Genomic DNA, 20903 nt, shown 5'->3' with positions numbered 1-20903 from the left:
ACCTTCGGCCTGCGCTACAGCTTCGCCCCGGCGGCGGCGGGGCCGCAGCCGGGGCGAAGCTGTAGCGCAGGCCGAAGGTCAGGGACTGATCTTCGTACTGGCCTTCGATGTCGCCGGGGGCCGGCATGCCGGGCGGGGTCGAGACGTAGTCGGTCGAGAACCGCAGGTCGTTGCCGTCCAGGTAGCGGTAGGTGACGTCGGCCGTCAGGCGCTGGGTGATGTCGAAGGAGACACCGCCGATGAACTGCCAGGCGAAGGCCGTGTCGCTGTCATCGATCCGCCAGCCACCGAAGGCCGGGGCGTCGTTGAAGCGGCCGCCGATGTCCATCTTCACCTTGTTGACGCCGATACCGGCGCCGACGAACGGACGGAAGGACGAGGACGGGAAGAAGTCATACAGGACGTTCGCCATGAACGTGTACGACTCGACGGAGCCCTGCGGGGCGCTGCAGGTCGGACCGACCGGGACGGTCGGCGAGCAGACCGCGTCCGGAACCGTCAGGCGGTTCGGGTCGCCGGTGATCGACTCGATGTCGCCGGTGCGCACGCCGCCTTCCAGCTCGACACGCCAGTTCGGAGCGAACTGGTAGCCGAGGCGGGCGAAGCCGGCCAGATTGTCTTCCTGCTGGAAGTCATACTTATAAGGGGACCCGTCGACGGCGATGCCTTCCGACGAGGTTTCCATGCCCTCGGGCCAGTGGTAGCCGAGGTCGAACGCGCCGTACCAGCCGCGTTCCTGAGCCATGGCCTGGGGAGCCAGCGCCAGAGCGCCGAGCACACCGCCCAGCAACAGTGCTTTCTTATTCAAGGTGAGCCCCTCACTCTATAGTTTGCCAACGCGCCATCGCCCGGCATGATTTTGTACCGCACGATCCCCTTAAGAACCCCTTTCGCCAGGCCAATGGCCAAGCGAAACGAACCCCTCCGGATACCGCCGCCGACTGCCAAACGCCGAAGGGAAGGTTGGGTTCCCGACGAAAATTTCAGCTATCGACTGCTTGTACAGAACCAAGCGCGATGCCGCGACCTTACGCCACGCCGACGGCGTTTGCCAGCCTTGCTTGCCCCTGCGGAGGCAGGGTTCAGGGCTTGTCGGGCGTGTTCGCCTCAAGTTCGGTCAACCAGGCATCGACCCGGGCGTCCGACGGCATCCGCCAGTCGCCCCGCGGAGATAGAGCGCCCCCGGACGAAATCTTCGGGCCGTTGGGGACGGCGGAACGCTTGAACTGGTTGGCGAAGAACCGGGTCAGGAATAGCCGCAACCAACCCTTGATCGTTGGCAGATCGTAGGTTTTTCGATCTTTTTCAGGGATTTCGGACGGCCAGGGCCGGCTGCTGTGGGGGCCCCAGGCCTCGTGCGAAAGATAGGCGATCCGCGAGGGCGCAAAGCCGTAGCGGGCGAGGTAATGCAGGTTGAAATCCTGCAGCGCATAGGGGCCGATGGAGGCTTCCGTGGACTGGGTCTGGCCGCTGTGGCTTGCCGGTATCAGTTCGGGAGAAATTTCGCTGGCCAGCACGGCAAGCAGCACGTCCGAGGTCGCCGCGTCCACTTCACCGGATCCGGCGACGTAGCGGATCAGGTGCTGGATCAGCGTCTTGGAGACCGATCCATTGGGGTTGTAGTGGCTCATGTGGTCGCCCACGCCGTAGGTGCACCAACCCAGCGCCAGTTCCGACAGGTCCCCGGTCCCCACCACCAGCCCGCCGTGCTGATTGGCCAGCCGGAACAGATAGTCGGTGCGCAGGCCGGCCTGGACGTTCTCGAAGGTCACGTCATGAACCGGCTCGCCCTTGGCGAAGGGATGGCCCATGCCCTCGAACATGGTCATGGCCGTGGGCCGGATATCGAGCTCGGCCCCGGTGACCCCCAGGGCGTTCATCAGCCGCCAGGCGTTCGACTTCGTCCCCTCGGAGGTGGCGAAGCCTGGCATGGTCCAGGCCAGGATGTTGCTGCGCGGCCAGCCCAGGGCGTCCATCACCTTGGCGCTGACCAGCAGGGCCTGGGTGGAGTCGAGGCCGCCGGAGACGCCGATCACCAGCTTCTTCAGGCCGGTGGACTTCAGCCGCTGGGCCAGGCCCTGGACCTGGATGTTGTAGGCCTCGTGGCATTCCTCGGCCAGGCGGGCCGGGTCGCTGGGCACGAACGGGAAGCGCTCCAGCGGGCGGGCCAGATCCAGTTCCCCGGCCGGGGGCTCCATCGCGATGGCGATGCGGCGGAACGGGTCGCGGGGCCTTGAGGCGGCGGCGTCGCCGAAGGTCACCGTGCGGCGGCGCTCCTGGCGCAGGCGCAGGATATCGACATCGGCGGCCACGAAGGCCGATCGGGTCGGGAAACGCGCGGTCTCGACCAGCTGGGCGCCCAGCTCGAAGACCGCCGCCTGGCCGTCCCAGGCGTTGTCGGTGGTCGATTCCCCCGGGCCGGCGGCGGAATAGACATAGGCCGCCTGGCAGCGCAGCGACTGGCCAGCGCAGAGCAGCTGGCGCTCCCTGGCCTTGCCGATGACAATGTTGCTGGCCGACAGGTTGAGCAGCACCTCGGCCCCGGCCATGGCGGCGAAGGTGGAGGGCGGTTCCGGCGTCCAGACATCCTCGCAGATCTCGATCCCGAAGGTGGCGGCGGTTCGGCCGAACAGCTCGATGTCGAAGAGCAGATCGGTCCCGAACGGCGCCTCCTGGCCGGCAACTTTGAGGGTCCGGCCGACGACGCCCAGGCCCGAGGCGAACCAGCGGCGCTCATAGTACTCACGATAGTTGGGCAGATAGGTCTTGGGGACCACGCCCAGGATCCTGCCGCCCTGGATGACCACCGCGCAGTTGTAGAGCCGGCTTTCACCGCGCAGCGGGGCGCCGACGACGAAGGCCGGGCGCAGCTTGCGGGTTTCTTCGGCCAAAGCCGCGATCGCGGCCTCGACCGCGTCCAGCAGGGCCTCCTGGTGGAACAGGTCGTCGATTGAATAGGCCGACAGCCCCAGTTCCGGGAAGGTCATCAGCGCGACACCCGCCTCATGGCCCTCGCGAACCAGGGCGGCGGTCTCCCGCCCATTGGCGGCCGGATCGGCCACGGCGGTCAGCGGCACGCAGCCGGCGACGCGCACGAAGCCGTGGCGGTAGGGTGATCGGAACGGCAGGTCGGTCGGGGCGCGGTGAGCCATGGCGTCTATATAGAGGGCCGCGCCGAAATGCGGGAGTTCCTAAGCGGTCAGGCCATTTCCCGGGCGGCGACCTCGATCACCGGCGCATTGGCCGGGGCAGCCGCGTCGGGGATCAGCCGCAGGGCGACCAGCAGCTCGCGCAGCTCCTCCTTGGCCGCGGCGCGCGGGGTGCTGATGCTGACAGGCCGCACACCGGGCGACAGGTCGGCGATGGTCAGGCCGAAAGGGAACATCTCCCGATAGGCGACCCGGTCGCGCAGCCAGGGGCCGATCCGGAAGCCGGCGGTGTCGGCCAGGGCTTCCAGGCCCTGGGTGACGCGTTCACGATTACGGACGTCGGCGCCGGCCATGCGGTTGCGCAGCACCACCCAGTCGAGCGACCGGCCGTGGGCCTCACGCGTCCGCCGGGCCTCCTGCACCACGCGGGTGTAGAGGCTGGGGCGAAGCAGCTCCAGGCTCATCGGGTCGACCTGGCCCAGCACGTCGAAGTCGACGAAACTGTCGTTCATCGGGGTCACCACAAGGCTGGCCTGCAGGTGGGCGGATCGCGAAACGGGCGTGTCGGACCCGGGGGTGTCGACCACCACCAGATCCGCGTCGGCCATGGCCAGGCCGATCGCCTCCTCGAAGCGGGCCACGGCTTCGGCGGGATCGCCCATCGCCAGGGCCATGGTGTCGTCAGCCAGCTTGTATTCGAGCGGCACCGGCGCATCGACCCCCGCGGCGGGAAGCCAGCGGCGGCGGTTTTCCAGGAAGCGGCCCAGGGTCTGTTGGCGCAGGTCGGTGTCGATCACCGCCACCCGGCTGCCGCGATACATCATGGCGGTGGCGATCAGCGCCGCGACGGTGGACTTGCCGGCGCCGCCCTTTTCATTGCCGATCACGATCACCCGGCCAGGCGGGGGCCGGCTGGTCTGGTCCTCGACCTCGCGGTCGTTGCGCCACCACATGTTCATCCCCGTGCCCCAAATCCGTCCATGACGGAGGGCCGCCTGCAACAGGCGGGCCACAAGGCCTTGTAGCATAAGGGAACGCCCGGCGCCGAATCCGGGCGAACAGTGTGCGGCGATTTGCCTAATCTCTAATCGGGGAGCCCGGCGACTACCGGAAAACGCCCTCGACGAAGAGACAGGCCAGCGCGACCCCCGCGACCAACGCCCAGGGCGCGGCGGCGACCAGCACCTGGCGCGGCGTGGCCGGCTCGTCCGAAGCGAGCGGCGAGAGGGTGATCAGATTGAACAGCCGCATGGCGCGACATCCCCAATGACGACGTTTCTTATAGTGGGCAGACGTTGACGCTGGTTGAAGATGTCGGGAATGCGACATCTTTGTCCAACTGGATTTTTAGCACCCAGTTTGGGTATCGCCCGCCGGCGCTCCGGGGATTGCCGGACGTTCATTTGCGCGTCAGCCGGGGATCGCTATCGTAGCGCACCTTTCGGAGTGCCCTGATTGTCCAGTTCCAATGCCCCCGTGCTTTCCCTCCGCGACCTGAAGGTCAGCTTCGACACCCCCGACGGCGTGGTCGAGGCGGTGCGGGGGGTCTCCCTCGATGTCGGGCCGGGCGAATGCCTGGGCGTGGTTGGCGAAAGCGGCTCGGGCAAGAGCCAGACCTTCATGACGGTCATGGGACTGCTGGCCCAGAACGGCCGGGCCAGCGGATCGGCCACCTTCGAGGGCAAGGAGCTGTTGACCCTTTCGCCTCGGGCGCTGAACGGCATTCGTGGGTCGAAGATGACCATGATCTTCCAGGACCCGCTGACCGCCCTTACCCCCCATGTGAAGATCGGCGAGCAGATCGCCGAGCCGCTGCGGCTGCACCTGGGCCTTTCCGACAAGGAGGCCAAGGCCCGGGCGCGGCAGTGGCTGGACCATGTGCGCATTCCCGAGGCCGCCCGGCGACTGAACCAGTATCCGCACGAACTGTCCGGCGGCATGCGGCAGCGGGTGATGATCGCCGGCGCCATGGCCTGCGATCCGGCCCTCCTTATCGCTGACGAGCCGACAACGGCCTTGGATGTCACTGTGCAGGCCGAAATTCTCGACCTCATGGCCGAGCTTCAGCGGGAGACCAAGACGGCCCTCGTGCTGATCACCCACGACATGGGGGTTATCGCCCGCCTCGCCGACCGCGTCTGCGTGATGAAGGACGGGGCCTATGTCGAGGAAGGGCCGGCCGCAGAGCTCTTCGCCGACCCGAAGACCGCCTACACCCGCGCCCTGCTGGACGCGATCCCGCGCCTGGACCGTCCCGATCGCGGCGGGCGGCCGACCACCGAAGCGGTAGCCGAGGCGGCGCCGGTGATCGTCGAGGGCCAGGACGTCAAGGTCTGGTTCCCGGTGCGCCAGGGCGTGCTGGGTAAGAAGGTGATGCTGCGGGCCGTCGACGGGGTCGATTTCGCCATCAAGCAGGGTGAGACCCTGGGCGTGGTCGGCGAGAGCGGTTGCGGCAAGTCCACCCTCAGCCGGGCGGTGCTGCGCCTGCTGCCGCCGGGCAGCGGCGAGCTGGACGGGACCATCACCGTGCTGGGCCGCGACATCACCCACGCCGACCAGGAAGAGATGCGCAAGGCCCGGCGCGACCTGCAGATCGTCTTCCAGGACCCGCTGGCCAGCTTGGACCCCCGCTCGACCATCGGCGATTCCATAGCCGAGCCGCTGCGCGTCTTCCGCCCCGAGTTGAACCGCGCCCAGCGCGAAGTCGAAGCCGCCGCGATGATGGAGCGGGCCGGCCTGTCGCCCACCCTGATCAACCGCTATCCGCACGAGCTGTCCGGCGGCCAGAACCAGCGGGTCGGCATCGCCCGGGCGATGATCCTGAAGCCAAAGCTGGTCATCTGCGACGAGGCGGTCAGCGCCCTGGACGTCTCGATCCGGGCCCAGATCATCGACCTGTTGATCCATCTCCAGAAGGAGATGGGCATGGCAATGATGTTCATCAGCCACGACCTGGCCGTGGTCCGCGAGATCAGCCACCGGGTGATGGTGCTCTACCTCGGCCGGGTAATGGAGTTGGCCAGCCGCGACCAGCTCTATGCCGATCCCCGGCATCCCTACACCAAGGCCCTGCTGTCGGCGGCCCCGATTCCCGACCCGGCCATCGAGCGTCAACGACAGCGCGTCCGCCTGACCGGCGAGCCGCCCTCGCCGCTCGACCCGCGCGCGGCCTTGCGTTTCCTGCCGTCCAGGCTCTCCGACGATCCGAACGAGCCGGTCTATAGTCCGCAGCTGAAAGAGGTGGCCCCCGGCCACCTGGTCAGCGAATTCGATCCCGCCTGATCCACCGTTCTTGGGGCCTTTTCACATGATCCGCCGAATTCTGCTCGTCTCGGGGGCCGCCGCCGCGCTCGCCCTGCCCTTCGCCGCCGTGGCGCAGCAGGCCGCGCCGCCGGTCGAGAAGCGCCAGCAGGGGACCCTGTCGCTGGAAAACGTGCCGGTCACTCCGCCCGAGGTACGCGAAGGCCTGCGCCGCTACCAGAACGCCCGCTCCGCCAGCTTCCAGGGCTGGCTGGGCGACGGCTCGATGCTGATCGGCACCCGGTTTGGCCAGACCGGCCAGATCCACAGGGTGGCCAAGCCCGGCGCCGACCGCACCCAGCTGACCTTCTTCGATGAGCCGGTGGGCGGGGCGGAGGGCATCCCCGGCACGGCCGACCGCTTCATCTTCGTCAAGGACACCGGCGGGGACGAGTACTACCAGGGCTACATCGCCGGCCTGACCGGACCTGAGGTCGCCTTCACCGAGGCCGGGACCCGAAACCAGGCGATGGTGTTCAGCAAGGACGGCAAGACCCTGGTCTGGGCCCGGGTCGGCAAGGGTGATCCTGACTACGACATCGTCATGATGGACGTGGCCGACCCGTCCAGCCGCCGCAAGATCTTCGACGCCAGCGGCGCCACCGCCCCGATCGCCCTGTCGGATGACGGCAAGACAGTGCTGCTCGGCCGCTACTACTCCTCGACCTCCAGCAAGCTGTTCCTGCTCGACGTGGCCAGCGGCAAGCTGACCGAGCTCAATCCGTCCAAGACCGAGATCTCCTACCAGGGCGGGGTCTTCACCCCGGACGGCAAGTCGATCCTGGTGCTCAGCGACCAGGGCTCGGACGTCAAGCGGCTGGTCAGCATGGACCTGAAGACCGGCAAGTCGGTCCCGATCACCCCCACGGACCTGAAGTGGGACGTCGAGACCTTCGAACTGTCCGACGACGGCCGCCTGCTGGCCTACAGCGTCAACGAGGGCGGCCAGAGCCGGGTGGTGGTCCAGGGCTTCCGCACCAAACAGGCCGTGCCGCAACCCAAGCTGCCGGTCGGGGTGCTGGCCGCGCTGAAGTTTTCGCCGGACGGCAAGAGCCTGGCCATCGGGCTGAACACCGCCACCTCGCCGGCCGACGTCTGGAGCTTCGATGTGGCCGGGGGCGAGCTGACCCGCTGGACCTACAGCGAGGCCGGCGGGCTGGACCTGTCGACCCTGCGCGAGCCGGAGCTGGTCAGCTTCAAGTCGTTCGACGGGCTGGAGGTGCCAGCCTGGGTCTACAAGCCCGGCAAGATCGACGGCAAGGCGCCGGTGATCATCGACATCCATGGCGGACCGGAAGGCCAGGACCGGCCGGGGTTCAACACCCGCCGGCAATACTGGGCCCAGGAACTGGGCGCGGTGACCATCGCCCCGAACGTTCGCGGCTCCGACGGCTACGGCAAGCGCTACATCGCCCTCGACAACGGGCCCAAGCGCCAGGACAGCGTCAAGGACATCGGCGCCCTGCTCGACTGGATCGCCACCCAGCCGGACCTCGATAAGGACCGGGTGGTGGTCTATGGCGGGTCATACGGCGGGTTCATGGTGCTGGCCTCGCTGGCCGCCTACAACGACCGGCTGGCGGGGGCCGTGGACATCGTCGGCATCTCCCACTTCAAGACCTTCCTCGAAAACACCGAGGGCTATCGCCGCGACCAGCGCCGGTCGGAGTACGGCGACGAGCGGGATCCGAAGATGGCCAAGATCTTCGAGGAGATCTCGCCCCTGAACCTGACCGACAAGATGAAGAAGCCGCTGTTCGTCATCCAGGGCCGCAACGATCCCCGCGTGCCCTGGACCGAGGCCGAGCAGATCGTCGCCAAGGTGCGCGCCCAGGGCGGCGAGGTCTGGTACATGATCGCCGCCGACGAAGGCCACGGCTTCCGCAAGAAGCAGAACATCGACGCCCAGCGCGAGGCCGAGACCCTGTTCCTGCGGAAGGTGTTCGGAGAGTAGCCGGCTACTTCGGCCGGACCTCCATGCGGTAAGGAATGTAGAGAGCCAGCTCGAGGGGGCCCGACTGGTACCAGCTGATCGGCAGTTGCAGCCCTTGGGCCGTAACGCCGTAGCCGTCACCGAAGGCGGCGGCGGACTTGAGCGAGTCCTTGGCGATTAGGGCAATGACCTCGCCCCGGTACTGCTCCGGCTGGATGATGCTGAGGTTCACATCAGAGCTGGTGGTGATCTCGGTGCGGCCGGATTTCGGGGTCTTTTTCACGAAGTCCTCGATCCGCTGGCTGGCGCCGTCGAGGGTGTCCGCGGGGCCGATCCGGGTCTTGATCAGCAGGGTGACCTGTTCGGTGTCCACCCGGCTCGACGAGCTGATCAAGGACTCGATCATCGTCTCATCAACCTTCCCGACGATTTCTTCGCCGATGCCCAGTTCGATGCTGGGGTCCTTGGCCGCGGCCGCGATCATGCTGCGCAAGGTGGCCTTCAGCTCGGCACGCCGCATCGCCGGGTCTCGGGTGTCGCAGACGACATAGGTTTCGACCAGCAGGTTGTCGGCCCGCTTTCGCAACACGACATGCGGCGTCTGCGTCGCGTCGTACTCCGAAATCCGCGAGCCGGTGACAACGATCTCCTCGACCTCCTGGGCCAGGACGGGCGCGGTTAGCAGCCCGGCGATGGTCAGGCCGATGATAAGTTTTCGCATGATGAGTTCCTCCCGGCGCCAGTTGCGCGCCGGGAGCCGACAGTCGTCAAGCGGGGCCGGCTATTTCGGCTGAATCTCCAGCCGGTAGGGGATGTAGAGGGCCAGCTCCAGCGGGCCGGAGCGGTACCAGGTGACCGGCAGGTTGAGGCCGCCGACCGAGACGCCGTAGCCCGCGCCGAAGGCGGAGGCCGAGCCCAGCGCGTCCTTGGCGATCAGCGCGATGATCTCACCCCGGTACTGCTCCGGCTTCACCAGGGTCAGGTTCCACTGGTTGCCGCCGAGGATTTCGGTGCGGCCGTCCTTGGGGGTGGACTTGATGAAGGCGGCGATGCGGGCCGAGGCGCGGTCGAAGGTATCGTCAGGCCCGATCGGCGTCTTGATCTGGATGCGGGCGCTGGAGGTGTCCACCTTCGACGCGCTGCCGATCACGCTGTCCAACATGGTCTCGTCGAAGGGCGCGATCACCTTGTCGCCGACCCCCAGCTCGATCCCCGCGTCGCGGCCGGCGGCGCGGATCATGTTGCGCAGGGTGGCCTTCAGCTCCTCGCGGCGCTGGGCCGGGTCGCGGGTGTCGCAGATGACCGTGACCTCGAGGATCAGGTTGTCGGCCCGCCGCCGCAGCACGACATGGGGCGTCACCGCCGCGTCGAAGGTATTGGCCCGCGAGCCGGTGACGTTGACCTCACCCGCGTAGCCGTCCTGGGCTCCCGCGGGCATGGCGATGAGCCCGGCGAGGGCCAGGCCGAGAATGAGTTTGCGCATGTTGAAATCCTCCCGGCGCTGAGTGCGCGCCAGGACGGGCGGATCGTCAACCGTTGTCGGCCAGGCAGCGTTGGTAGAGTTCGTAGTCACGGGCGCAGAGCCGCTCGATCTTGGCGCGTTCGTCGGCGCTGATGTCAGACCGGGCGATGGTCTGTGTCTTGTTGTGGCGACCGAAGGCGACGGGCTTTCCCATCCGCGCGGTCAAGCGAGCGGCCAGCTTGTCGGCCGTTTCCAGGGTGGCCCAGTCCCAAAGGGTTTCCGTCAGATGGGCGTCCAGACTCTTGCCTTCCGGCCAGCCGAGATAGGCGGCGGCCAGGTCACCGAACACCTCTGGATGGTCGAGCTGGAAGTCGAGGAAGCCGGCGAAGTCATAGCGGCCCGCCGCGCCGGCCAGGATGTGGGCGTCGAACCGTTGCCAGGGCTTCTTCTTCAGATAGCCGGCACGGGCGTAGTTGTAGTCGCTGCGGGCCCGCTCGGCCGGCTCGCGCATCAGGGTGACGAACCGCACCGGCAGGGTCACGCGGCGGCGGACCGTGGCGACATCGCTGTGGCCCCCGGCGATCAGGTCGCCAGGCCGGCCTTCGGCTTCAATCTTGCGAAGGGCGGCGTCGAGGGTCAGGACACCGAGCTTCTGGACCAGGTTCTGGGTCTGGGAGCGCCAGAGTCGGAAGGCCTGCCAGCCGCTCAAGCTCGCTTCCCGGCGCAGGGTGTCGGGGAGATAGAACCGGCCGCGATCCTCGAACGCTTGGCCGAGCATCCGCGTCAGGCTGGTCGAGCCGCTCTTGGGAATCCGGATGCAGTGGACGAGGGCCTCGCTCATGACCCCATCGGTAGCAGGCCCGCCAGGACCGTCAATCAGGCCGCCGCCGCGCGATGCGCCGGGTTGCGGACATAGAGGCCCGGCCGGCCGGTCACCGGGCGGAAGGCCGTGGTGATCGTCTCCGCCGCCTCGCCCGCCCCCAGCATGAGCAGGCCGTCGGCCGGCAGGAGGGCGGCCAGGCTTTCCAGCACACGCCGGCGATAGGGCGGCTCCATGGCGCTGAGCACATTTCGGCAGAAGATGACGTCGAACCGGCCCATGACGGTCAGGTCGCTGATCAGGTTGACCCGCCGCCAGCGGACCCGCTGGCGGATGCGGGGGGTCAGGCGCCAGTTGTCCTCGACCTTTTCGAAATGAGCCAGCAGCTGCCGGATCGGCAGGCCGCGCTGGACCTCGAACTGGGTGTAGAGGCCCGACTGCGCCTTCTCAAGCAGCCGTTCGGAGAGGTCGGAGCCATAGATCTCCACCTTCGTCCCCGGGGGCAGGCCCTCGCCCTGTTCGGCGATCATCGCCAGGCTGTAGGCTTCCTGGCCGCTGGCGCAGGCGCAGCTCCAGATACGGATCGGCTCCTGCCCGCGCAGCCGCGCCAGCGTCGGCAGCAGCTCACGCTGGAAGGTGGTGAACGGCGCGCGGTCGCGGAAGAAGGCGGTCTCGCCCTGGGCCAGGGCCTCGACCACCGCCCAGATCAGCTTCTCGTCCCGTTGGCTGCGCAGGGCGGCGGCCATCTCCGGAATCCCGGCGAAGCCCTCGCGGCGGGCCAGGGGGTTGAGCCGGCTTTCCAGCAGATAGGTCTTGCCGGGATCCACCTTCAGGCCGGCGCGGGCGCGGGCCAGGGCGGCGAACAGCTCGATGTCCTGCGGGCTCAAAGCACACCGGCCTCGGCGAACTTCGCCTCGATGATGTCGCCGTCGAAGGGCTTCATGATGTACTCGGTCGCGCCGGCGTCGAGGGCCTCGCGGATGCGTTCGGGGTCGGTCTCGACGCTGCAGAACACCACCTTGGGATGGTCGCCGCCGGGCTCCAGCCGCAGCTGGCGCAGGAAGTCGATGCCGTTCATCAGCGGCATGTTCCAGTCGAGCAGTATGGCGTCAGGCATGGCCGCGCGGCACCAGGCGAGCGCCTCCATCCCGTCGGCGGCCTCGGCGATCTCGAAGCCGAGGTCCTCCAGGATGCGGCGGGCCACCTTGCGGATCACCCGGCTGTCATCGACCACAAGACAGGTCTTCACGACGCGAAAAGCTCCTTCCCCAGCAGGCGATGTTGTGGGGCGCGTCGGTTAAGAGAGGATGAGGGTGTTAAGAAATTTCCGTCCCTCATCCCGCCGCTGAGCGGTCGCTAGGCCGGAACCCAGGCCGCCAGGGTCAGCCCCTCATCCGAGGTCTCCACGGCCACCTGGCCGCCGGCCTGGGCCACCAGACTGTGAACGTAGAAGGCCTGAATCCAGGCGCCGCCCATGGCGTCACCCTTGGGCTTGCCAAGCAGGCCGCCGGCCACCTCGGGCTTCAGGCGCACGCGCGGGCCGGCGCCCTCGACGCTGAGGGCGATGCGGCCCCCGGCCTCGACCGCCTTGACCGTCACCGTCCCACCGGTGGGCAGCGCCGAGCCGGCGATCTGGGCCAGGTTGAGCGTGGTGCGGGCGGCGGGCTTGTTGAGGCTGGCCGGGATCACCTCCCAGGCCAGGCTCGCCTTCATATGGCCGAACACCCCCTGGGCCAGGGTCTCCAGCTCGCGGGCGTCGAACACCTCGGTGGTCGAGGCCGAGCCGAAGGCGGCGCGGCAGAAGGCTAACAGGTCGGCCAGCTTGCGAGCGGACTGGGCGATCAGGGCCATGGCGTCTTCGCGCATGTCCTGGGCGGTCGGATCGTCCAGCAGGTCGAGGCCGGAGACGATGGCCGAGGCCGGGCTGATGAAGTCGTGGCAGAGGCGCGCCGCCAGCTGGGCCGCCAGGTCGACCGGGTCGGCCGGTGCGGCGGTGAGGTCGGCTTGGGCGAGGGTCTCGGGCGCGTCGGTCATGCCCAGCCTTCTAGCTGTGATTTGGCCGGCGAGCCAACGGCGACAAACGGTTGGCGCGGGCCGGGCAAAACCCTTATGGCCTTGGCGATGGACGCCGATCCCTTCCTGGAGCCGGGCGCGCTGGTGCGCCATCCGGGCCGCCCCGACTGGGGCCTGGGGCAGGTGCAGTCCTGCATCGGCCACCGGGTGACCGTGGACTTCGAACAGGCCGGCAAGCAGGCCCTCGATGCGCGGACGGTGCGGCTGGAAGTGGTCGAGGATGGGGAGAGTTGAGTGAGCGCTGATCCGGACAACATCGGGGCCGTCCTGGCCGACATCGTCGAGGAGGCCGGGCGGCTGATCCTGCCATTGTGGCGCACGGCGCTGACGGTGGACGCCAAGGCCGACAACAGCCCGGTGACCGAGGCCGACCGCCAGGGCGAGATCCTGATCACCCAACGGCTGAAGGAACGCTTCCCCGACATTCCGGTGATCGGCGAGGAGCACGCCGCCGAATACGGCACGCCTGACCAGATCGGACCCCGATTCTTCCTGGTCGACCCGGTCGACGGCACCAAGGCCTTCGTACGCGGCGATCCCAGCTGGACGGTCAACATCGGCCTGATCCAGGATCGCCACCCGGTGGCCGGCGCCGTCTGCAGCCCGGCCAGCGGCGAGACCTGGTACACCTCGGACTCGGGCGCCCTGAAGCGCACGGGCGGCCAGCCCGCCCAGGCCTGTCGCGTCCGTCCCTGGCCCCAGGGCCAGTCGGTGGCCCTGATCAGCCACACCATGAAGGAAGAGACCACCCGCAAGCTGGCGGAGGAATACGGTTTCGACACCACCCTGGCGATGGACTCATCGGTGAAGCTCTGCCGCATCGCCGAGGGCACGGCCGACATCTATCCCCGCCACGGTCCGACCAGCGAGTGGGACATCGCCGCCGCCCAGGCGGTGCTGGAGGCCGCCGGCGGCACGGTGCGCACGCCGGACGGCACGCCGTTCCTGTACGGGAAGGCCGACGAGCAGTTCAAGAACGGCTGGTTCGTGGCGCGGGGCGGCTAGAGCAGGGCTCGATTTGATGGAATCAAATCGCGCTGCTCTAGGTTCTTGCTGGTCGCGCGTTTGACCCGATTACCGGTCCCCACTAATCGGAACGCGCTCTAGTCGCCTGTCCCACTCGTTGAGCCGCAGTCTCACCCGCCGGGGTTCATCCCGGCTGCGCGTTACCGGCTCCCTATTTCCGGCCCCAGACCGTCAGGGCCAAGGCCGCCAACCCGGCCACCGCCACGATCGGCACGGTGGACATCACCACGTCGCCGCTGGTCGCGCCGGAGCCCAGCAGCATCCCCGCCACCAGCGGCCCGAACACCGAGCCCAGGCGGCCGGCGGAGACCGCCGCGCCCACACCCACGCCGCGCACCTTCTCTCCATAATGCTGGGGCGCCAGGGCGTAGAGGCCGAACTGGCCGGCCATGATCAGGAAGCCGGCGGCGAAGGCCATCAGGGCAAGGGGCGTCGTCCCCGTCAGGCCCGACAGCACGATCAGCACAAGCATCAGCATCAGGAAGATGCCCAGGAACGGTCGCTTGGCGCCGATCCGGTCGATGGCCCAGCCGGCGAACAGGCCGCCCAGGGCCCCACCGATGTTGAATAGAGTCATGATGCCGGCAGTGTCCTTCGGCGCCACCCCCCGCTGGCCGAGCAGGATCGGCAACCAGTTGAGGAAGAGATGCAGCACCAGGGCGATGGCCGCGAAGCTGATCCACAGGCTGGCGGTGGTGGCCAGGCGGTCGCGGCCGAACAGGGCGTGCAGGCTGTCACCCGTCAGCACGTCTTCGGCCGACTTGGCCTTGGTCTCGGGCAGCAGGAAAAGCAGCAACGCGGCGAGAATCAGCGGCGCCACCCCGCCGACGATGAAGATCAGCCGCCAGTCGGCCTGGGCCGCGTCGGTGCGGGCCAGCAGGCCGACCAGCGCCCCGCCCAGAGGGAGGCCGGCGGTGACCAGGCCGACGGTAAAGGCCTTGCGCTTCTCCCCCGCCAGCTCCGCCGACATGGCCAGCAGCATCGGCATGGCGCCGCCAAGCCCCACGCCGCAGAGGAAACGGACCAGCAGCAGCACATCAAGGTTGGGAACCCAGGCGGTGGCGATGGAGAACAGCCCGAACACCACCACCGAGGCCAGCAGCACAGGCTTGCGGCCCAGCCTGTCGGCGAACGGCCCTGCCATCAGGGCCCCGACGAACAGGCCCAGCGGACTGGCGCTGAACGCCGCCCCCGCCTCTTCCGGCGACAGTCCCAGATCCGGCAGCATCCTCGGCCCCGCCACCCCCATGGAGGCGATGTCGAACCCCTCCAGCATGGCGGCCAGCAGACAGAGGCCTATGGCCATGGCGGGCGTTGTCGGTTTGGTCATCGAGGTCTCCCCGCCGGGACCTTGGCACATCCCGTGGCGCCGTCAATCGAGCCGAAATCCTGTGGCCCCGGAGGCCCCGCCGGGGGTAGGAACGCGCCATGCGCATGAGACTCGCCACCTGGAACATCAACTCCGTCCGGCCCCGGGGGGAGCTGATCGGTCGGATGATCGAGGAGATCGCCCCCGACGTCCTGGCTCTGCAGGAGATCAAGTGCCAGGAACATGAGTTCCCGCGCGAGATGTTCGAGGCGCTAGGCTATCGCCACTTCCGCATCCATGGCCAGAAGGGCTGGCACGGGGTGGCCATCGTCTCGCGCCTGCCGATCGAGGACAGCCCGCCGCTGAACGTCTGCAAGAACGGCCACGCCCGTTGCGTGGGCGCGGTGATCGGCGGGGTGGAGATCCAGAACTTCTATATCCCGGCCGGCGGCGACATCCCCGACCGCGAGCTCAATCCCAAGTTCGACCACAAGCTCGATTTCTTCGAAAAGCTGACCGCCGAGTTCGCCAAACGCGATCCCCGCAATCCGTTGATCGTCACCGGCGACCTCAACGTGGCCCCCGGCGAGCACGACGTCTGGAACCACAAATACATGTCCAAGGTGGTCAGCCACACCCCCGTCGAGGTGGCGGCCATGGAGGCCCTGGTGGCGTCCAACAACTTTATCGACCTGCCGCGCGAGGTGGTGCCGCCGTCGGAAAAGTTGGCCAGCTGGTGGAGCTATCGCGCCGCCGACTTCCGGGCATCCAACCGGGGCCTGAGGCTCGACCACATCCTGGTCAGCCCCGGCCTGCGCGAGGCGGCCTTCCACACCGGAAAGGCCATCTCCAAGGTCCACGACGATGTGCGCGGCTGGGAAAAGCCCAGCGACCACGCGCCGGTCACCGCGGATTTCATGGTTCCGTGACGACTGAGGCCTACCTGCAGTCAGCCGTCCAATCCCTACAAGGGACTATCTTCTATCAAGTGACCCTAGGACTAGATGGTGTCGGCCTGATCTGTCAGGCCACAGATCGAACGGACCTTCGCATTCTTGCGGACGCCGTCGGCCAAATCGACACGCCCATCCCTAATGACGATGGCCTTACGGCACTGAATGCGCTGCTGGTCGAGCTGGTGACGCCACTTTTCGGCTCCAGGGTCACAGGCCTTCGACGCCGCGACGACAACGCCTACCTGCTGACCTTCGAGCACGGCGAAGTGCTCAGCCTCCTCAGATCCTCGGACGACAACATCACTGACAACATCGTCCGTATTGTCGGGTCGGAACTTTATTTGCTTCTCGACCAGACCCTACGGCTGCAGCCGATACCCGCCGGCCTCGGTGACCAGCAGCTTGGCCTGGCCGGGATCGGGCTCGATCTTCTGGCGCAGGCGGTAGACGTGGGTTTCCAGGGTGTGAGTGGTGACCCCGGCGTTGTAGCCCCAGACCTCGGTCAAGAGTTCCTCGCGGGCGATGGCCTTGGCCCCGGCCCGGTAGAGGTATTTGAGGATGTTGGTCTCTTTTTCCGTCAGCCGCACCTTCTTGCCTGCCTCGGTGACCAGCAGCTTGGAGGCCGGACGGAACTCGTAGGGGCCGATGCGGAAGATGGCGTCTTCGCTGGCCTCATGGCTGCGCAGCTGGGCGCGGATGTGGGCCAGCAGCACGGCGAAGCGGAAGGGCTTGGTCAGGTAGCCGTTGGCCCCCGATTCCAGGCCCAGGATGGTGTCGGCGTCGGTCGCGGCCGCGGTCAGCATGACGATCGGACAGGTCACCCCCTGCTTGCGCATCATCTTGCAGGCCTCGCGGCCGTCCATGTCGGGCAGGTCGACGTCGAGCAGGATCATGTCCGGCCGCACTTCGCGGGCCATGGCCGCCCCCTCGGACGCCGTGCCGGCCTCCAGGGTGGCGAACTCCTCGTGCAGGCGAAGCTGTTCGGCCAGCGCGCCGCGCAGGTCGGTGTCGTCGTCGATGATCAGGAGGGTCTTGCGTTGCGCCATGCGGGGGACCATGCACCGTTTCGCACCATTAGGCCAAGCATCGCGGCTCGACCCCGGAGCGTCAAAGTTGAACTTCACCGCCCATTCCGACGGCCGTTTTCAGATAGGAGACCGAACCGTCCCCTGCATCCTCGGGAAGGGTGGCGTCCGTATGGCGGCCGACAAGCGGGAGGGCGATGGCGCTTCGCCGCTGGGCGTCTGGCCGATCCGCCGGCTGCTGTACCGGCCCGACAAGGCGCCGCCGCCGAAGACCGGGCTGGCCGTGCACGCCATCCAGCCGAACGAGGGCTGGTGCGACGCGCCGGAGGATCCCGACTACAATCGCCCCGTCCGCCTGCCCTATGCCGCCAGCCATGAAAAGCTGTGGCGGGAGGACGATGTCTACGACCTGGTGCTGGTGCTCGGCCACAACGACGACCCGGTGGTTCCGGGCATGGGCTCGGCCATCTTCCTGCACCTGACCCAGCCCGACCGCCGACCGACCGAGGGCTGTGTCGCGCTGGACCGGCCCGATATGCTCGACCTGCTGGCGCGGGCCAGGCCTGGGGATGCGGTGGAGATCGTCCGTGACTAAGGGGGTTGAGGGGCCGCTGGCCGGCCTGACCGTCATCGAGATGGGGACCCTGATCGCCGGGCCGTTCTGCGGCCAGATCCTCGGCGACTTCGGGGCGACGGTGATCAAGCTCGAGGATCCCGGCAAGGGCGATCCGATGCGCCAGTGGGGCCGCAGCCTGCCGATGGGCCACAGCCCCTGGTGGCCGGTGATCGGGCGCAACAAGCGGTCGGTGACCCTGAACCTGCGCGACCCGGAGGGGCAGGCGATTGCGAAGCGCCTGATCGCCGGGGCCGACGTGCTGGTCGAGAATTTCCGGCCGGGCGCCTTGGAGAAATGGGGCCTGGGCTATGAGGCGCTGAGCGCCGAGAACCCCCGCCTGATCATGGCCCGCGTCTCCGGCTTCGGCCAGACCGGACCCTATGCCCAGCGGGCTGGCTACGCCCTGATCGGCGAGGCCATGGGCGGCCTGCGCTACATTACCGGCGAGCCCGACCGGGCGCCGGCGCGGGCCGGCATCTCGATCGGCGATTCCCTGGCCGGGCTGAACGCGGCCCTGGGCGTGATGATGGCCCTTCATGCGCGGGAGCGCACCGGACGTGGACAAGTGGTCGATGCGGCCATCTATGAGAGCGTGCTGTCGGTGATGGAGAACCTGATCACCGAGTACGGCCTGACCGGCTATGTGCGGGAGCGGTCGGGGGCGGTGCTGCCGGGCATCGCGCCGTCCAACGCCTATCCGACGGCCGACGGGGCGCTGGTGGTGATCGGCGCCAACCAAGACACCCTGTTCGCCCGGCTGTGCGAGGCCATGGGCCGGCCTGGGCTGGCGAGCGATCCGCGCTACGCCGGCCATGCGGCGCGGGGCGAGAATCAGGCCGAGCTGGATAGCCTCATCGCCAGATGGACCGCGACCCTGGACGCTGAGGTCCTGCTGGAGCTGATGCGACAACACGGTGTGGCGGCGGGCCGCGTCTATCGCGCACCGGATATGCTGGACGACCCGCAGTTCGCGGCGCGCGAGGCCATCGTCGAGACCCCCCATCCGGTGTTCGGCGCAGTGAAGATGCAGAACGCCTTTCCCCGCCTTAGTGAGACGCCCGGCGCCGTGCGCTGGCCGGGGCCGGGGCTGGGCGAACATACCGAGGCGGTGCTGACCGAACGAGCCGGTGTGGATGCGGGCGCGCTGGCGGGCCTGCGAGCGCGCGGCGTGATCTAGCGTCCCACGGCCTCGGCCACGGCGCGGACGATCTGCTGGATGTTGTAGGGTTTGCGGACGATGGGGGCGGAGAAGCCGCCGGGGGCGCCACGCTCGCCATAGCCGGTGGCGAAGACGAAGGGGATGCCCCGCGCGGCCAGCCGCTGGGCCACCGGGGTGACCAGCTTGCCGCCCAGGTTCACGTCCAGAACGGCGGCGTCCAGCGTCACCTCGGCAAGACCGAGGGCCTCGTCCACATCGCCGGCGGTTCCGACGATGGTCGCGCCGGCCTCGACCAGCCCCGCTTCGAGCTCCAGGGCCAGCAGGGTGGCGTCCTCGACGATCAGCAGGCGCAGGCCATCGACCCCTCCGGCGACGCCGGCCGCGCCGATCGACACTCCGCTCTTCTGCTCGGCCGCCTCGGCCAGCGCCGCCGCCTCGGCGCGGCCGACGCCGGGTTCGGCCAGGGCGTCCCGGGCGGCGGTGATGTGGGCGCGCAGGCCCTCGCGGGGATAGCTGATCTTGCCGACGCCGCCGAGTTCGCGGCCGGTGACCCGATCCAGCAGCACGGCGCCGAAGCCGGTGCGGGTCGGCGGCTGCACCGGCGGTCCGCCGATCTCGGTCCAGTCGAGGGCGAAGCCGCCGTCGGGCCGCTTGCGCCAGTCGAGCATGACCCTGCCGCCATCCATGGACAAGGCGCCGTACTTGATGGCGTTGGTGGCCAGCTCGTGCAGGGCCAGGGACATGGCGTTGGCCGCGCGGGGGGTGAGGAAGAAGTCCGGCCCCGACCACACGGCCTGTCCCTGACCGAGACCCCCGAGCTCCGCCTCGACGATGGATCCCAGGCTCGCGCCGCGCCAGCGGGTGGCGGTCAGCAGTTCATGCGCCTTGGCCATGGCTTTCAGCCGACCCGAGAAGCTTTCCATGAAGGCTTCGGCCGAGCTGGTCCGGCGGGCCGACTGGGCGGCCAGGGACTGGACGGCGGCCAGCACGTTCTTGATGCGATGGTCCAGCTCGGCCATCAACGTCTCGCGCTGGTCCTCGTCGCGCTTGCGGTCGGTGATGTCCTGGACGACGCCGATGATCTTCCGCGCCTTGCCGTCATCCCCCAGCACCACGGTCCCGGCGCCCAGCATCCAGCGAACTTCGCCGCTATCAGGCCGCTGGATGCGGTATTCGGCGCGGTAGCGGCCGGTTTCGCGCAGCGAACGGTCTACCTCGGCGCGCAGCCGTTCGCGGTCCTCGGGATGGACGAAGCGATAGGAGAGATCGCCGCCCTCGCCGCCGGCGCTGTCGCGGGTCAGGCCCGTCATGGTCTTCATCTGGTCGTTGACCACCATCCGGTCGTCGGCCAGGTCCCATTCGAATTCGCCCAGGCCCGCCGCCTCCAGGGCCAGGTCTCGGCGCTGCCGGTCGAGGCGGCGGCCGCGCTCGACCGCCAGCCGGTGGGCGTCGGCCATCAGATGATCGGTGGCCATGTCGGCCAGATCCTTCAGCGCGGCCAGCTGGTCGTCTGTCCCGTCGGCATGGGGTTCAGGGTCGCCCACGGCCAACAGCCCCACCACCGCCCCGTCGTGCGTCGTCAGGGGGGCGCAGGCGTAGAATGTGACATCGACCTGGGTCAGCAAATCGCGGACGTCGTCGAATCGCGCATCCTTGCCGATATCGCCGCTGATCAGAGCCTCTCGCCGGGCGATCATCACATCGGCCAGGGAACCGGCGCGGGGATACTCCCGCCTGGGCAGGCCTATGATCGACTTGTGCCAGAGCCGGTCGCGGTCGACGAGCACGATGGCGGCCCGTGGCGCGCCGAACAGGGCCGCGGCCAGCCGCGTGACCCGGTCGAAATGCGGATCGGCTTCGCTGTCCAGCGCGCCGAGGCCGCGAAGGACGGCCAGCCGATCCTCCTCGGTCATTGCCGCGTCGGGTGCGACATTTTTACTCATCTGGGCACCATAGTCCGCATTCACGCACTAAGCGAGCGGTGGCGCGTAGAGGTCTGGTATCCTACATTGGAACCAGGCCGTGACCCCGACGTTGTCGGGGCGTCATCGACGACGCCCCGGGTCCGGGGTGCG

Annotated in this window: 21 protein-coding genes; 7 read left to right on the top strand and 14 right to left on the bottom strand. The window is 68.3% G+C overall.

The features are described 5' to 3' along the window. From GVN21_RS10210 to GVN21_RS10195, 4 genes are all read right to left on the bottom strand, one after another. Nucleotides 1-808 (bottom strand): outer membrane beta-barrel protein (locus tag GVN21_RS10210; RefSeq protein ID WP_166574629.1); only part of this gene is annotated, 808 nt, incomplete at its 3' end. A gap of 274 nt (nucleotides 809-1082) precedes the next feature. Continuing rightward, a complete protein-coding gene (locus tag GVN21_RS10205; protein WP_166574628.1) occupies nucleotides 1083-3152 on the bottom strand; it encodes an NAD(+) synthase in 2070 nt (689 codons plus the stop codon). 47 nt (nucleotides 3153-3199) lie between these two features. After that, on the bottom strand, nucleotides 3200-4102 hold the full coding sequence (locus GVN21_RS10200) for a division plane positioning ATPase MipZ (RefSeq protein ID WP_166574634.1): 903 nt from the start codon (nucleotides 4100-4102) through the stop codon (nucleotides 3200-3202). Nucleotides 4103-4253: 151 nt separating this feature from the next. Next, nucleotides 4254-4400 (bottom strand): hypothetical protein, encoded by a 147-nt coding sequence (locus GVN21_RS10195; protein WP_166574627.1) that lies wholly within the window; start codon nucleotides 4398-4400, stop codon nucleotides 4254-4256. A gap of 204 nt (nucleotides 4401-4604) precedes the next feature. Between GVN21_RS10195 and GVN21_RS10190 the strand changes: the two genes are divergently transcribed. Together GVN21_RS10190 and GVN21_RS10185 are read left to right on the top strand one after the other, a co-directional pair. Then, on the top strand, nucleotides 4605-6431 hold the full coding sequence (locus tag GVN21_RS10190; protein WP_166574626.1) for a dipeptide ABC transporter ATP-binding protein: 1827 nt from the start codon (nucleotides 4605-4607) through the stop codon (nucleotides 6429-6431). 25 nt (nucleotides 6432-6456) lie between these two features. Further along, complete coding sequence (locus GVN21_RS10185; protein ID WP_166574625.1) at nucleotides 6457-8403, top strand: prolyl oligopeptidase family serine peptidase; 1947 nt, start codon at nucleotides 6457-6459, stop codon at nucleotides 8401-8403. Between the two features lie 4 nt (nucleotides 8404-8407). Here the strand turns inward: GVN21_RS10185 and GVN21_RS10180 are convergent, their stop codons facing one another. The 6 genes from GVN21_RS10180 to GVN21_RS10155 form a co-directional block, all read right to left on the bottom strand. After that, nucleotides 8408-9103, bottom strand: coding sequence for a hypothetical protein (locus GVN21_RS10180; RefSeq protein ID WP_166574624.1), 696 nt, complete (start codon nucleotides 9101-9103; stop codon nucleotides 8408-8410). A gap of 60 nt (nucleotides 9104-9163) precedes the next feature. Beyond that, nucleotides 9164-9865 (bottom strand): hypothetical protein, encoded by a 702-nt coding sequence (locus tag GVN21_RS10175; protein WP_166574623.1) that lies wholly within the window; start codon nucleotides 9863-9865, stop codon nucleotides 9164-9166. 46 nt (nucleotides 9866-9911) lie between these two features. After that, on the bottom strand, nucleotides 9912-10685 hold the full coding sequence (locus tag GVN21_RS10170) for a hypothetical protein (RefSeq protein WP_166574622.1): 774 nt from the start codon (nucleotides 10683-10685) through the stop codon (nucleotides 9912-9914). A gap of 35 nt (nucleotides 10686-10720) precedes the next feature. Continuing rightward, a complete protein-coding gene (locus GVN21_RS10165; protein ID WP_166574621.1) occupies nucleotides 10721-11551 on the bottom strand; it encodes a protein-glutamate O-methyltransferase CheR in 831 nt (276 codons plus the stop codon). After that, on the bottom strand, nucleotides 11548-11913 hold the full coding sequence (locus tag GVN21_RS10160; protein WP_166574620.1) for a response regulator: 366 nt from the start codon (nucleotides 11911-11913) through the stop codon (nucleotides 11548-11550). The genes GVN21_RS10165 and GVN21_RS10160 overlap by 4 nt, the downstream gene beginning before the upstream one ends. Before the next feature lie 107 nt (nucleotides 11914-12020). Next, a complete protein-coding gene (locus tag GVN21_RS10155) occupies nucleotides 12021-12698 on the bottom strand; it encodes a histidine phosphotransferase family protein (RefSeq protein WP_166574619.1) in 678 nt (225 codons plus the stop codon). Nucleotides 12699-12785: 87 nt separating this feature from the next. Between GVN21_RS10155 and GVN21_RS10150 the strand changes: the two genes are divergently transcribed. Continuing rightward, nucleotides 12786-12971 (top strand): DUF3553 domain-containing protein, encoded by a 186-nt coding sequence (locus GVN21_RS10150; protein WP_166574618.1) that lies wholly within the window; start codon nucleotides 12786-12788, stop codon nucleotides 12969-12971. Beyond that, nucleotides 12972-13742, top strand: a complete 771-nt coding sequence (cysQ, locus tag GVN21_RS10145) for a 3'(2'),5'-bisphosphate nucleotidase CysQ (RefSeq protein WP_166574617.1) — start codon at nucleotides 12972-12974, stop codon at nucleotides 13740-13742. A gap of 172 nt (nucleotides 13743-13914) precedes the next feature. Here the strand turns inward: cysQ and GVN21_RS10140 are convergent, their stop codons facing one another. Beyond that, nucleotides 13915-15093 (bottom strand): MFS transporter, encoded by a 1179-nt coding sequence (locus GVN21_RS10140; protein ID WP_166574616.1) that lies wholly within the window; start codon nucleotides 15091-15093, stop codon nucleotides 13915-13917. Between the two features lie 98 nt (nucleotides 15094-15191). Between GVN21_RS10140 and GVN21_RS10135 the strand changes: the two genes are divergently transcribed. Next, nucleotides 15192-16001 carry an exodeoxyribonuclease III gene (locus GVN21_RS10135; RefSeq protein ID WP_166574615.1) on the top strand — a complete coding sequence of 270 codons (810 nt, stop codon included), beginning with the start codon at nucleotides 15192-15194 and terminating at the stop codon, nucleotides 15999-16001. A gap of 71 nt (nucleotides 16002-16072) precedes the next feature. Here GVN21_RS10135 and GVN21_RS10130 read toward each other — a convergent pair whose 3' ends face one another. Then, nucleotides 16073-16288, bottom strand: coding sequence for a hypothetical protein (locus GVN21_RS10130; RefSeq protein WP_166574614.1), 216 nt, complete (start codon nucleotides 16286-16288; stop codon nucleotides 16073-16075). Between the two features lie 99 nt (nucleotides 16289-16387). Beyond that, nucleotides 16388-17074, bottom strand: coding sequence for a response regulator transcription factor (locus GVN21_RS10125; protein ID WP_166574613.1), 687 nt, complete (start codon nucleotides 17072-17074; stop codon nucleotides 16388-16390). A 10-nt stretch (nucleotides 17075-17084) separates the two neighbouring features. On the opposite strand from GVN21_RS10125, the gene GVN21_RS10120 reads away from it, so the two are divergent. Then, a complete protein-coding gene (locus tag GVN21_RS10120; RefSeq protein ID WP_166574612.1) occupies nucleotides 17085-17648 on the top strand; it encodes a L,D-transpeptidase family protein in 564 nt (187 codons plus the stop codon). Continuing rightward, a complete protein-coding gene (locus GVN21_RS10115; RefSeq protein ID WP_346764243.1) occupies nucleotides 17641-18846 on the top strand; it encodes a CoA transferase in 1206 nt (401 codons plus the stop codon). Before GVN21_RS10120 ends, GVN21_RS10115 begins: the two co-directional genes overlap by 8 nt. On the opposite strand, the gene GVN21_RS10110 is transcribed toward GVN21_RS10115, so the two are convergent. Next, nucleotides 18843-20771 carry an HWE histidine kinase domain-containing protein gene (locus GVN21_RS10110; RefSeq protein ID WP_240902852.1) on the bottom strand — a complete coding sequence of 643 codons (1929 nt, stop codon included), beginning with the start codon at nucleotides 20769-20771 and terminating at the stop codon, nucleotides 18843-18845. The genes GVN21_RS10115 and GVN21_RS10110 overlap by 4 nt on opposite strands. Between the last annotated feature and the right edge of the window lie 132 nt (nucleotides 20772-20903).

Origin of the sequence: Caulobacter sp. SLTY (assembly GCF_009905535.1) — a bacterium.
Lineage (GTDB): Bacteria > Pseudomonadota > Alphaproteobacteria > Caulobacterales > Caulobacteraceae > Caulobacter.
This window is presented reverse-complemented; position numbering and strand designations above follow the sequence as displayed.